Source organism: Microcoleus vaginatus HSN003 (assembly GCF_022701255.1).
In the GTDB taxonomy this organism is placed as follows: Bacteria; Cyanobacteriota; Cyanobacteriia; order Cyanobacteriales; family Microcoleaceae; genus Microcoleus; species Microcoleus vaginatus_B.
In genome coordinates, this window is sequence record NZ_CP031705.1 from 5743985 (window position 1) to 5757643 (window position 13659).

Sequence of the window (13659 nt, forward strand, 5' to 3'; positions counted from 1 at the left end):
AGTAAGGGCAAAAAAACATAGTATTTGGTAGCGGGTTTAGCTAAGAATCTAGCAGAGCAGGGAGTTTATGAGTGTAAAAACACCTCCTCATCTAATGTTTATTTGTAACCAACTACTTAGTAAGGGTGAAAGATTAGCCATGAACAATGTAACTGGTACTGCTTTTATCGTTGCGGAGTTTAGAGCAGAAGAGAATGAAGAGGCAATGCCTCTTTACACTGATCAAGTAGTAAAAATTTGGCTCAATGAGGAAACAAAAGAAATAGCTGCAAAAATAGCTCAAAACTCTCCTGCGGCTAAAGAAATGGTTAAGTTGCGGACTAAATATTTTGATGATGTTTTGTCAAATCAAATTTTAGGAGGTTGCAAACAAGTAGTTATTTTAGGTTCGGGTTTGGATACTCGTGCTGCTAGAATTAATGGAGAAGGAGTGATTTATGTTGAAATAGACGACCCTGCGACACTGCAATTAAAAGCAGAAACTCTCAAAGCTAACAAAGTTACTGCCAATGTTCGCTACCTTCCCGGCGATTACATAACAGACGGTTTAATCTCCTTGCTGAAACAGAGTGAATTTGATTTCACTCGACCGACCTATTTTTTGTGGGAAGGTAACACTACCTTGCTTGCCAAAAAAGAGGTAATATTTGTGTTAGAACAAATTCGCGACAATGTTCATAATTTTCGCTTGTCCTTTGATTATATGTCGGAAAAGGTGATATTGAGAACGACGGGCTACCCAGATATCAATGATTACATAGATAAATACGAAAGTATGTATGCACCCTGGATTACTGGGTTTGAAAACATTGCAACTTTGGCTGACGAACTCAATCTCAAAGTTATTGAAAACTTTTCGACGGCCGATTTACACGAACAATATCGCCCTCGCCGTTCCTTAGAATCTAATCTTTTTAAGTTTTATTTTGTTTGTACGTTAGAGAATATGTCCTAAAAACTCCCAATCTCAAATTGATTCGCGTGCGTGAAAGCTTGTGACCAGGACGCTCGCACTACTATAAAATCTTAGAAAACAGAAACAAAATGTCATTATTAGAAGCACAGCAACTTACAATGCGATTCGGCGGTTTGACTGCGGTCAATCAGGTTAGTTTAACATTGGAAAAAGGATCGATCGCCAGTTTGATCGGCCCCAACGGTGCGGGCAAAACTACTTTTTTTAATATGCTGACGGGGATCTATAAACCGAGTGGGGGACAGTTGGTACTTGAAAATAAAAATATCACGGGTTTACCGCCGGATCACCTGACAACCTTCGGCATTGCTAGAACTTTTCAAAATATCCGCTTGTTTAACAACATGACTGTGCTGGATAATGTTTTAGTAGGTAGACACTGCCGATTAAAAACAGGTTTGTTGGGTGCAATTCTCCGCCCTCCGGCTGCGATGATTGAGGAACGGGAAGCTAAAATAAAAGCGCTGACTATGCTGGATTTTGTCGGTTTAGGTGTTGCTAAAGCGCCGGAGTTGGCAAAAAACCTTTCCTACGGCGATCAGCGCAGATTGGAAATTGCCCGGGCTTTGGCTTCCGATCCCAAAGTGTTGCTTTTGGACGAACCGACGGCAGGGATGAACCCGAACGAAACGGCTGATTTAACTCGCTTTATTTACCGGATTCGCGATGAGTTGGATTTGAGTATTTTGCTGATTGAACATGATATGAAGGTGGTGATGGGAATTAGCGATCGCGTTAGTGTTATGGAGTACGGTACTAAAATTGCTGAGGGCACTCCGGCACAAGTTCGCGCAGATCCTCGCGTGATTGAGGCATATTTGGGAAAAGAAGAAGAAGGCAATGGATAATACAGAATAACTAGATACCAGACTTTTTTAATAAGAAGTCTAGTATCTAACAGCGATAGTTGAGCTACTTAGATGTTTGGCGTCATTCCTAAACTTTTGATTTAACTTCAGACAATTGATTCTTAAGTTTTCTCCTCTTGGTCAGGAAACCGAAAAACAGGGCAGTGCCTAATATAGTAGTAGGTTCTGGAACTGGTTCTGCTTCGGGAACTGGTTGCGCTTGTGCCACTGCCATATTGTTCTTAACTTCTACTAATCTTAAATTAGTGGTGCTGTCAAAAGTCCGCGAATACACTCCGGAAGTATACAAGCTCAGGCTTGTTGTATTACCTTGAGCGAGAAAAGCAAAATTAATTTGTGTGGGATCTGGGGGGGTGACAAAGAGGTCTACGAGATAGACTGTATAAGGGTTGCAGCCCGCATACCTTGTTGATAAAAGCGGCGTTTAGAAGGAGTTAACTTCATTAACTGTTCCACCTCCAAAGAATATTGTTCTAGATAATTAACCCACTTTTCTCCATCTAATCCAACACCAAATGTACTCCGTCTGCGATATTTTTTCTTTGGTTCTGTGCGACGAGATACATATTCTTGTACCTGCTTTTTCTTCAGTTCATTACCTTGAAATATTGCTGAACTGTACGCAAGTGTCATGAGCAGAATCATGTTAATAAGTCGGTTCCCTTTGAGGCTTGTTCCTTCAAGATCGTAGCCTCCTGTTTTACAGTCTCGGAACATTTCTTCAATGCCCATCCGCTGCTTATAAGCATTGAGCGCTGCTCGCAATGAGCCTAAGTCCGTGAGAATAAACCAGGCTTCTTTAACTTGATATTTCCCATAGTTCCTTTTCCACTTACAAGCAAGCTCAAATCCGGTAGTAGGTAGAGTTTTCCTCACTTTTTTCCCTTGAACATACAAAGAAGTTCCGGGTACTATTCCTAATTCATCCAACCGTTGCCAAACTAAATGTTCTGTTTCGATACAAAGATTCTTTTTCAGTCTTAAGCAAAAAGACACACCCTTTTCCTTAAGCCAGTTTCCCAAATCAACAGAACAAAATTCACGGTCTCCTAAAACGATGACTTTATATTCTGAAAATAATGGTAAAACTTGCTCTAAATTGGTAGTTTGTGACTCGAAGTTACTATTTCCTAATTTGGGCAACAACGACCAGTATAATGGAATTGCTCTTCGCTCCCAGATCAGGCTAACCATAAAGAGATTAATGCACCCCCATTGACTGCGGTCGATTGCAATTGATAAACGAGTACCAATGCGGCAATAAGTGGTCAACCAATAAGTAATTAAGGGGAACCAAATTAATGAGATAGTTAAGTTTGGTAAATCCAGAAATCTTTGTAGTTTTCTACGCCGACTTTCCGTTGTAATTGGGTAAGGAAATACCCGTGCCAGTCGTTCTAATCTCACTTGTTTTTCTGATTGCATCACAGATAGCAAAGTTGTCATTACAAGAAACTGAGCTTTGGTCAGTTGTTTTTTTAAATGAGTCTGGTAAAATGTTGGTATCATTATTTTTTGGATAGGCAAGCGTGTAACAATTATGCTGCCTATCTTTTTTTAGCACACATTGGCTCAATCCTCACCACCTCTGGGTTTCAGGCTGGTTGTCACCCCCCAGGTGTGGGATTAAAGTTTCCAGCGAGGTTGTATGACAAACTCACTTCCGGGGCTTTAAAAGAGTGCACACCGATCCCAAATTGAAATGATTCTAAAAGAAGGTTAGAAACAGTGTCAATTAATGCAAAAGAGGCGTTGCTGAATTAGGGTATGATAAGGTTATAGTGCGAGCGCCAAAAAATAACACTTCAAAAAACGCAGAGCTTATGCAATGTCCTGAATGTCAATCAACTCATGTTAATAAAAATGGTCACAAAAAAGGTAAACAGAATTATATTTGTGTCGGTTGTGGCAGACAATTTATAGATTGCTATCAACCTCATAAAGGTTACTCGGAAGAAGTTAAACGTGAATGTCTCAAAATGTATGTCAATGGTATGGGTTTTCGAGCAATTGAGAGGATTAAAGGAGTACATCACACCAGCATTATAAATTGGGTCAAGCAAGTAGGAGAATTGCTCCCTGATGCTTACGAACCAGACACAATTCCCCGGGTGGGAGAACTTGATGAACTAGAAACGTTTGTTGGTCAAAAAAAATAAGCTTTGGCGAGCGACGGCAGTAAATCACTTTCAGCCAGGGATTTTAGGATGGGTATTGGGAGATCATAGTGCTATAACTTTTCGACAACTATGGGAATTAGTTGGCAATTGGAAATGTTACTTTTATATCACAGATGGATGGCCAGTTTACCCCATGTTTATCCCAGATGGAGACCAAATTATCTGTAAAACTTACATGACCAGAGTAGAGGGCGAGAATACGCGACTACGACATTACGCAAGCCCGGCTTCATCGCAAGACACTGTGCTATTCTAAGTCGGTAGAAATGCTTAAACATTCTATTCGGTTAGTAATTCATTATCTTAAGTTTTGGGATGTTCCGGTTCCCTATCCATCCTATGATTTCAATCGCCCTCAAACGAGGCAAATCGGGTAGCCCAAACATCCCTTGCCCGCACTTATCATACCTCAATTCAGCAACACCGGCGCTAGCCCGTTCTGATTGGGGATTACTAACAGATGTTAAAAGATGTAAAATAGTCTGAACAGTGAAGGAAAAAGTTTCTTTGGCCTTAATAGAGAAGTCACCGATTACTGCTGCTTGACTTTGGGCTAAACCGGAATAGTTATTCCCGCTGCCTATGACTTCACTTTGCGAGAGATTTGCTGCCAGCAATTCGTGACAGTTAGATATAAAAACTGCATCAGCCTTCGCTTGGCTAATAACTGAATCGGTGTTAGCTATTGTCTGAGCGTAAGTGTTAGTAACTGTACCTGTATCAGCCGGTGTGTGACTGAACTTGTCAATCGTTACTGCTGCCGCAGAACCGGCTATTGTGGCAGCACTGCTGGGCGCTATACCTACACTCAAGCTGGTTACTAAAGGAGTGGCTAATAAAAATGCGATCGATCTGCTAATGTGATTGAATTTCATGGTAGATTTCCTTAAATTTGAAAACTTTTAAGTGCTGTTATTGGTAACTTGTAGCGGTTGATTTCGCTTACGTACTAATATTACCTATTTACTTAGAGATTTTTGTAAAGCTACTGTCAAGAAATCTGGTGTTTAAGTAAAAATTCTGTAAAGTTGGTCGCCACCGCTACTAAAAATACATTGTATGGGAGCTAGGGCGGGTGTTGACCTAAGTAAAATTACTGATTACTCTAAAAAAAGTTAATTTTAAATAAATGCAATAAAAATTTATAATTAGTCTGGATAATATAATAAAGCACAAAGCAGAAAGAGTAATTATGTTGGAAATTAAAGACATTCACACTTACTACGGAAATATCCACGCTCTCAAAGGAGTATCGCTAACAGTCTCGCAGGGAGAAGTTGTGACATTAATCGGCAGCAACGGGGCGGGGAAAACGACCACTCTCCGCACGATTCAAGGACTGCTGCGCCCGCGCCAAGGCACTGTATTATTTGAGGGAAAGCCTTTAGAAGCACTATCTACAGAGGCGATCGTCCGTTTGGGGATTTCTCAAAGTCCAGAAGGGCGGTTGATTTTTCCGCGAATGACGGTGCAAGAAAACCTAGAAATGGGTGCTTATCTCCGCAACGATACTCTCGGTATCAAGTCCGATATGGAAAAAGCATTAAATTTATTTCCTCGTTTGCGAGAAAGAATTAGTCAAAAAGGGGGAACTCTCAGCGGCGGCGAACAGCAAATGTTGGCGATCGCCCGCGCTTTGATGTCGCGCCCCCGCTTGTTATTATTGGACGAGCCGAGTATGGGATTGGCACCGATGTTAGTCAGTCAAATTTTTGCGATCGTCCGCGATATTAATGCTGAAGGAACAACTATTTTACTGGTGGAACAAAACGCCCGTATGGCTTTAAGTGTAGCCCACCGCGGCTATGTTATCCAAACCGGTCAGGTTGTAGTCGCTGGTAGTGCTAGCGATTTGCAGTCAAATGAAACTGTTCGCAAAGCATATTTAGGTGAAAGTTAAATATGGGCATTGGGCATTGGGCAGTGGTTATTGGTTATTGAAACTGACAACTAACAACCCACAACCAACAAATAACAAATAATATCGTTTCCGGTTGCATCGGTATTGTTCAAACAGTCAACAGTCAACAGTCAACAGTCAACAATTCCGGAGGAGTGCAACCGGAATTGATCTAACAAATTACCCTATTTGCGATCGCAACTTCCCCGTTTCCAATTCCGTCTCAAAAGCCACCCGCACCTTTTCCCACTCCGCTTGAGCTTCCAACAGGCGATCGCGCGCCGTACTCACATCAAAAACCTGTTCCCCTCCAGACTCAACCGCCACGCGGCCCATATACTCCAACTCCTTGCAAACAGCAGAAAAAGACACGGCTCCTAAATTGGCGCTGCTCGACTTCAGCGTGTGAGAAGCCAGCTTCAAACTATCAGCATCGCCCAGAAAAATAGCCTCCTTAATAGTTTCTAAATGTTGCGGTGCGTCTACCAAATATATCTTAATCAGCTCCCCCAAAAAATCTGGGTCTTCATCATCGTCTAGCTCGCGGAGATTTTGCAAAATATGAAAATCAATAGGCGAATCTGCTCCCGCTTGAACGCTGGAAGATGCCGCAGTATCACTGTCAACTTGATCAGAAATATCTTGATTGTTTTGCTCAGTAACCGCATCCAATTCATCCCGAATCAGAGGTGAACACTTGCTCAAGGCGCTCGCCAACTCTTCCCGGCGTACCGGCTTAGTAATATAATCGTCCATACCTGCTTCCAGACACTTTTCGCGATCGCCCTGCATCGCATTAGCAGTCATCGCAATAATTCTGGGCTTCTTGTTAGCAGGCCATTCCTGACAAATGCGGCGCGTCGCTTCCAACCCATCCATGTTCGGCATCTGCACATCCATCAGCACAACATCGTAAGATTGCCGCTTCAGCGCCTCCAAAACCTCCAACCCATTAGCTGCAATATCAGCGCGATATCCTATCCTGTCGAGCAAATGCGTAGCAACTTTTTGATTCACCACATTGTCCTCAGCCAGCAAAATCCGAATCTGACTAGAATTACTTGCATCCTGTCCCGCAGAATTCCCCGCAATCTGCCTCAAAACCGCAGGCGTCCGCTGCACGCGGTGCTGTTCTTGAGAATTTTCAAAATACTTCAATCCCGAAGTCAAAGTCACCACATTTGAAACTTCTCCCCTGCCGCTTCGACCCGTAACATATCCAAAAACTTGCAGCAACACATTATAAAACTGTGACTGTTTTAAAGGCTTAGTTAAAAAAGCCGAAAAATGTACTTCTGTAGTTTCAAGTTTTTTCCAAACTTCCGCCTTACTTAAATAAGTAAACAGCACCAAAGGTAGCGCAATTTTGCGAGAGTTTTTAACGATGACATTCGGATTTAGGCCGTCGCCGCTTGACAAATTGCTCAGCTCAAATTTCCGAATCTCCACAGCCAAAGCCACACCGTCCATATCTGGTAGATTCATCGCCAAAATAGCTAAATCGAGCGGCGAGTTTCCTTTGATAATTTCCAAAGCCTCAGCACCCGAAGTTACAGCCACGGGTATCATTCCCCAAGACTCTGCCTGACGGATCAAAACTTGCCGATTAATGGCATGATGCTCAACAATTAACAAGCGCTTACCAGCGGCAAATTCCGGCCTTTTTTCCTCAACATGGATGTCATTGGCTTCAGCAGTCACCGTGAAATAAAAAATCGAACCCGAGCCCGATATCGATGGCGGAGTAAATTCTGCAGGCGACCTTCCAGCGATACTTTGTCCGATCGCAGAAACGGCCAGTTGAGACTTAGAACTTCCCGGAGTCACCTGGCTGACAACCCACATTGTACCGCCCATCATATCGCTCAAACGCTGGCTGATAGCCAGTCCCAAACCCGTCCCGCCGTAATGTCGCGTTGTCGAAGCATCCACCTGCGAAAAAGCTTTAAACAGGCGATCCATCCGGTCTGGCGGAATGCCAATTCCCGTATCTTGGACAGCAAATTGAATCTCGTATTGCCTGCTACGTGCCAACTCTCCCTGGTTAATTGCTAGCGGTTGTGGCGCTAGAATATTAATTTTATCTGGCGAACTGTTAGCAGCTACCTGTTCAATTTGCCTAGCCGTACAGCACACCACAATTTCTCCAGATTCTGTAAATTTAACTGCATTACCCAGCAGATTTACCAAAATTTGGCGCAGCCTCGTGACATCTCCTAAAATGTTTTTCGGAACCGAATCATCAATAAAGTAAGCCAACTCTAAACCTTTTTCTGAGGCTCTAGGAGCCAGTAATTCCAGAGATTCTTCTATACAGTTTTGCAGCTCGAAGGGGCTGCGTTCCAAATCCAATTTTCCAGATTCAATCTTGGAAAAGTCGAGAATATCGTTAATAATAGTCAGCAAAGCATCGCCGCTGGTACGAATTGTCTCCACAAAATCCCGCTGTTCAGGAGTTAGTTCCATATCCAGCAGCAAGCCCGTCATCCCGATTACCGCATTCATCGGAGTGCGGATTTCGTGACTCATAGTCGCTAAAAATTCGCTCTTAGCTCTATTAGCAACTTCCGCCGCTTGTCGTGCTTGATCCAAAGCTTCATTTTGCTCGGCTAACTGTCGCTGTCGCTGAACTTCCGTTTCTAAAAGTTGTGCTTGAGCTAAGGTAATTCCGACTTGAGCAGCAACATCTTCTAATAGTTCAATTTCGTCGGGATTCCACTGGCGAGTTGCATCGCACTGGTGCAAAGTAATAATTCCATTCGGTTCTCCTTGATAGGAAGTACGAACAGCCAACATAGATTTTAATCCGATGCGGCGGCACATCGGCCCCGAAGATTCCAGCAAAGGATCGGCAAACACATCGGGAGATGCCAGGGCTATATCCTCAGCGAGGAGTTTTTCTGTGTAGGGGTTATAAGTGACAGAAAGTTCTAAATCTAAAGCCGATTCGTGACCGGGTTCTAAGTATTCCGCGACGCAAGGAAGGTGGGGATAAGGTTCGGAAAGATAGGTGTGAATTGTACAGCGATTGACACCAAATACGCGGCCGATTTGGGTGGCGGTAGTTTGAAAAATTTCTTGAGTATCTAAGGTCGATCGCACTTTTTGGGTAATTTGTTTGAGTAGTAAAACGCGCTGGTACTGACGTTGCAAAGTTCGCTCTCGCTCTTCGCGGGCAATTTCTGCGCCGATGTAATTGCCCATCAACTTTAAAATTTCAAAATTCAGCGGTTTAAAAGGAGATTTAGTCGTGCGGGAAGTAAAGCTCAAAGTGCCAAAAATTCGCCCTTGCACTATTACCCTCATCCCCACAAAAGCCTCCAACTTGCGGACGCTGTAAGCGGGGTGGTTGCGCCACTGAGTAGTGCCGGCTGATTCGACAGAAATAGGTTCACTCGATCGCAAAACCTCTCGCTCAAAGGTTCTGCTCAAAGCAAAACCGTCTCCTTTAGCAAATCCAAAGGGAAAATCTTCCGGTACATAAGCCGAAATCACTTCGTAGCGATCGCCCAAAACCCTGCCCAACAGCCCGATATCCATCCCAAACTGACTGCAACCCATTGCCAGCAACCGGATCGTTCGATCGTCAAAAGAGCCTTCCGAGGTCACCATTACCTCGTAGAGCGATCGAATTGCCCGCTCACTTTCCCGCAGTTCCTCAACTCCTTCGAGGCGGTTGCACACATCGTGCAAAGTCCCGAAAATTCCCGCTATTTCGCCTTGAGAATTTCGCCGGATTTGGGCAAATATTTCAACGGAAACAAAGCCGGAATTACTGTGAATTCCCAAGGAGTTTTTCCCCGAAACCGACTTGGACTTAAATCGCAGTTCTCGCCGTTCAAATTCCGACTTACCCGACAGCAAAGACTCCAATAAATTTGCACATTGCTCGCGTTCATCTGGATGAACCCAATCTAAAAAATTAGTTTGCAAACTTTCGGAAACGGAAAAATTTGTAATTTCCGTCCAAGCGTGGTTAAGAAATGTCCAAACTCCCGCCGCATCTATCTGGAAAATTACTGTTGCTTTCAAAGAGTCAAATAGTTGGAACTGCTCCCGATCGCGATCGCGGTTTTTGCCTTCAAACTGCTTGTTTGGAGTAATATCGGTATGAGTTCCTACTACCCGCAGCGGTTTGCCAGTAGCGCTGCGTAAAACTTGACCCCGGTTCAGCACCCAGACAGTGCTGCCGTCTTTACAGTACATCCGATATTCTGCTGCAAAATCCGGTGTCTTTTGGGCGAAGTGTTCTTCTAAAGCTGCTTTTACCAAGTCAATATCATCTCGGTGGATGCGACTCCACCATTCCGCTCGGCGATTCGATATTTCCCCTTCTTTGTAGCCCAGCATTTCTTGCCACCGGGCCGAATAAAAAAACTCATCTGTTTCGAGATTCCAATCCCAAATCCCCTGATTGTTGACTGCGGCGGGGACATTTTGGCGCTCTACGAAACTGTTTTGAGAAATTTCAGCACCGAGGGGGCGATTGGCTGCCGGAAGCTGTATTTCTGCTGAGAGTTTTTTGTATTGAGCGTTGCTAGATTCTAGCTGGCGCTGCAAAGCGATCAAGCCAGAATGCAGAGATTTTGAATCCAGCGCTTGTAAAAGGATAGTTTTAGGATTGATAATCCCGATCGGGTGATTTGTTTCGTTGATGACTAATAAAGGCAACTGGCAGTAGTGTTTTTGCAGCAGCGCGACGGCTGCTTCGAGGGTTGAGTGCGATCGCACCAGCGGTGGCGAACTGCTGCAAATTGATCCCGCTTTAATTTTGTTAGAGTCTCTTCCCAGCGCCTGCAACTGCACAATATCCCGCGAACTTACCACCCCAACCAGTTTGTGAAGGTTGGGATTTGTAAATTTGGAATTGTGAGCCGCACCAGTCGAGTGTTGATCGGGGGTTTCAGTGATTAATACATAACTAACATTGTGTCTAAACATCAGTTGCGCCAAATAGCGAACCGAAGAATTAGAAGGAGCGTGAATTATTCGCGAGGCTGCGATTTGAGGGATTTGATAAAGTTTAATTAAACTTGCGGGTAGCTCTAATTTCTGATTCACAATTGGCAGCGGCGGAGGGAACGCGAAAGCCGCAGGTGGCGAAGCGCTGCTAATTGCTTTTGGTGTCGATTCCCCAATTCCCTGCAACATTTGCACCAAGCTTTGAGAGCTAATTAAGCCGACAAGTTCTTCAACCTCGTTGACGACGGGCAAATGGCTGATCTGATTTTTCTCCAGCAGATTTGCTAAGGCAAAAAAGTCGGGAATTTCCGATTCTCGGGCTACAGTTACGCTTCTGATCATGATTTGCTCGATCGCAAATCCCCTCAAAGCAGCGCCGATCGAATTTAGCTGGACGATATCTCGCGCTGTAAAAATCCCCAACACTGTCTGGCTGCTCGGATAGGGAGCCGTTGAGCCGTTGAGACGCAGCCCGTTGCCTCCTGCCTGTACCGCACGCGGTACGCCGTTGTAGAAACCCGACTGTTCCCGCGACTGTGGGGAAACCCCGTTCATGAGATTTCCCACTTGAGAATTCCCGCGCGGTTCTACCACGAGGACGTAACTGGCTCCTGTGCTGCTCATCAGCTCGATCGCCTTTTCTACGGGCGTCTCAGGCGTGACGGTAAGGGGATTGCGGTTGATGACCTGACTGAGGGAGGGAATAAACATCAGGGGGCATAAAAGTGATATTTGTTGGAAAAACCCGATCGCAAGCAGCAGATTGATTGAGAGGCTTTGCCCGCGAGATTTCCAAGCGCGCTCAAAGTTTCTGTACGATTAAACTCACGCCTACTTCCAGCATCTTGGCATTTAAAATTAATTCCGTGCCATATCCTGATAATTGACGGCTTCTGACTTTCAGAACCAACGCTATCTGCCAGATGGCCCAGATGAAGGCGGGCGAGTAATTCCTCGCCTCGCCTAACTGCTGCGGGTTTACGAGCAAGAATTTTTGCCATTGTCTAGACTGCACCCTACTTTCTGCCCCTCAACGGAACTCTCGCTCGCATTCTGTTTGAGGCAAGATACCTGCACGCTACCAATTTACCAGCCACAGGAGGGGAATCACAACAGGACGACTTAGGTATGGCAACTGTGCAATTAGGGGTTCGAGGGTTCCAGGGTTCCAGGGTTCCAGGGCCAAACAGGCCGAAAATAAATAATTCTGAGCATAACTAATTCTATCTTATCCCAATTATGGCCCAGAGGATTTGAGCTTCAATTCTGGCGATCGAACTTGATGAGAATAGCGCTGTTCCCCGCCAGTGCAAAACTAGCATTTCCGCCCTTCAGCCTTAAGTTACCAACAACCTCATCCATTGTTTTAGAACTAAACTCCCGCACCGTACCATTACCAGTTTTTATCAGAGCCGAAATATCAGCATTAACAGTGTAAGATTTTGCTCGGTCATTGACAACCAGCAAGTAAACATTCTTGCTAGCATCAAGAGTTGCAACTGCCATTAAATCCGAACTGTTAGTGATAGGAAAAAAGGTAGGTTTGCCGCCCTGCAAAGCCCTAATTCCCATCCGCAAAGCATAGTAGCCGGCGCGCCGTTTTCCCCCGTCCCCTAGCAAACCTTCCGCCAGTCCCTGCTTACCCCAGTCGTACAAACAGAATATGTGACTGCCGTAAATATAATTATCCCCCGGTTGGGAACCTCGAATCAAATTCTTAATCAAATTTAAAGCTAAAGATAAATCGCCGTAGCTAAGGTTGTAAGTTCCCCATTCTCCTACCCAAAGCTGCGAGTTAGCGCGGACAGTACCGTTCATCCAGCCGCGCACTTTGCGGGTGTAGTTAGAAATATCTGCATCGTAGTTGTGGACATTGACTGTATCGAAATAATTCGGTATTTCCTGCAAAGCACTAGCCGGCCAATTGCTGCCTCCTACGGTTTTCGGGCCGTGGATGCGGTAAGTGCGATCGGGCAAATAAGTTTTGTAAACAAAGTCGATCGCATCTTTTGCCACCTTAACCAATTCAAAATAGTCAGCCCTAGTCCCGCCCCAACCCTGATCTCGATTATCCGGTTCGTTGTGAATTTCCCAATCATCAACACGGTAATCATTGCGAACATTCAGCCAATAAACCGTAGCAAAAACGTGTTCCCACCACTCGTTCCAATCTTCTCCTGTACGCGGCGGATTCAGTTGCAGGGCCCAACTCGGCCGCCAGTTATTATCAACATTACGAATACTGACTACTGGGCGAATATTTGTTTCTTTTAGAGTATTAAAAATCGTCCTGGCATTGCCTTGCCAAACCGTACCGGGTTGTCCCGACCACCAATAATCGCTACCCTGGGGCGGATTAGTCATAATCTGATCCCAATGCGCCCAATTAATTATATTGGGATTTGTCTTAATTTCGTCAATAGATGGCCAACCGTATTTACCGTCGTCGTCTTCGGGTTCCCACCGGGACATCCCCCCGTAAATGCGGTAGGTATTAATTCCCAAATCTTGCAAATCTTTGATGTCGAAATTGATATTGCCCTCGACTGCACCGATGTAGCGAGTGCTGACACCCGCAGCAGTACCGGAAATTTTAATTGTTTCGATGTTTTGAGCAAAAGTTGTCGTTCCGATGAACAACTCTAGGCTGAGGGCAATTAAAAGGCCTAGGAACAAATTCAGAACTCTAGTTTTTGATAACACGTGATTATTAACTACTAATTTAGGTTATTTTAGGCCCGATGTAAAGAAACCAATCGCTAATCTAACTCG

9 protein-coding genes and 1 pseudogene are annotated in these 13659 nt (G+C 44.5%); 4 read left to right on the top strand and 6 right to left on the bottom strand.

Annotated elements, in window-relative coordinates; translation table 11 throughout:
• Positions 1-67 precede the first annotated feature (67 nt).
• Together D0A37_RS24745 and D0A37_RS24750 are read left to right on the top strand one after the other, a co-directional pair.
• The gene (locus tag D0A37_RS24745; RefSeq protein WP_242718447.1) at positions 68-955 is read left to right on the top strand and encodes a class I SAM-dependent methyltransferase; all 888 of its coding nucleotides are present in this window, start codon (positions 68-70) and stop codon (positions 953-955) included.
• Positions 956-1044: 89 nt separating this feature from the next.
• Positions 1045-1824 (top strand): ABC transporter ATP-binding protein, encoded by a 780-nt coding sequence (locus tag D0A37_RS24750; protein WP_242718449.1) that lies wholly within the window; start codon positions 1045-1047, stop codon positions 1822-1824.
• 88 nt (positions 1825-1912) lie between these two features.
• On the opposite strand, the gene D0A37_RS24755 is transcribed toward D0A37_RS24750, so the two are convergent.
• Together D0A37_RS24755 and D0A37_RS24760 are read right to left on the bottom strand one after the other, a co-directional pair.
• A complete protein-coding gene (locus D0A37_RS24755) occupies positions 1913-2059 on the bottom strand; it encodes a PEP-CTERM sorting domain-containing protein (RefSeq protein ID WP_242725745.1) in 147 nt (48 codons plus the stop codon).
• Positions 2060-2211: 152 nt separating this feature from the next.
• The gene (locus D0A37_RS24760) at positions 2212-3354 is read right to left on the bottom strand and encodes an IS4 family transposase (RefSeq protein ID WP_242715560.1); all 1143 of its coding nucleotides are present in this window, start codon (positions 3352-3354) and stop codon (positions 2212-2214) included.
• A 314-nt stretch (positions 3355-3668) separates the two neighbouring features.
• Here D0A37_RS24760 and D0A37_RS24765 point away from each other — a divergent pair.
• Positions 3669-4402: pseudogene (locus D0A37_RS24765) on the top strand (IS1 family transposase).
• On the opposite strand, the gene D0A37_RS24770 reads toward D0A37_RS24765, so the two are convergent.
• Complete coding sequence (locus D0A37_RS24770; protein ID WP_242718451.1) at positions 4313-4900, bottom strand: hypothetical protein; 588 nt, start codon at positions 4898-4900, stop codon at positions 4313-4315. The pseudogene D0A37_RS24765 and the gene D0A37_RS24770 sit on opposite strands and share 90 nt — an antisense overlap.
• 317 nt (positions 4901-5217) lie before the next feature.
• Here D0A37_RS24770 and D0A37_RS24775 point away from each other — a divergent pair, with 317 nt between their 5' ends.
• Positions 5218-5925 (top strand): ABC transporter ATP-binding protein, encoded by a 708-nt coding sequence (locus D0A37_RS24775; RefSeq protein ID WP_041623339.1) that lies wholly within the window; start codon positions 5218-5220, stop codon positions 5923-5925.
• A gap of 180 nt (positions 5926-6105) precedes the next feature.
• On the opposite strand, the gene D0A37_RS24780 is transcribed toward D0A37_RS24775, so the two are convergent.
• From D0A37_RS24780 to D0A37_RS24790, 3 genes are all read right to left on the bottom strand, one after another.
• Positions 6106-11598 carry a response regulator gene (locus tag D0A37_RS24780; RefSeq protein WP_242718453.1) on the bottom strand — a complete coding sequence of 1831 codons (5493 nt, stop codon included), beginning with the start codon at positions 11596-11598 and terminating at the stop codon, positions 6106-6108.
• 91 nt (positions 11599-11689) lie between these two features.
• Positions 11690-11902, bottom strand: coding sequence for a hypothetical protein (locus D0A37_RS24785; RefSeq protein WP_242718455.1), 213 nt, complete (start codon positions 11900-11902; stop codon positions 11690-11692).
• A gap of 245 nt (positions 11903-12147) precedes the next feature.
• Complete coding sequence (locus tag D0A37_RS24790; protein WP_242718457.1) at positions 12148-13590, bottom strand: hypothetical protein; 1443 nt, start codon at positions 13588-13590, stop codon at positions 12148-12150.
• Between the last annotated feature and the right edge of the window lie 69 nt (positions 13591-13659).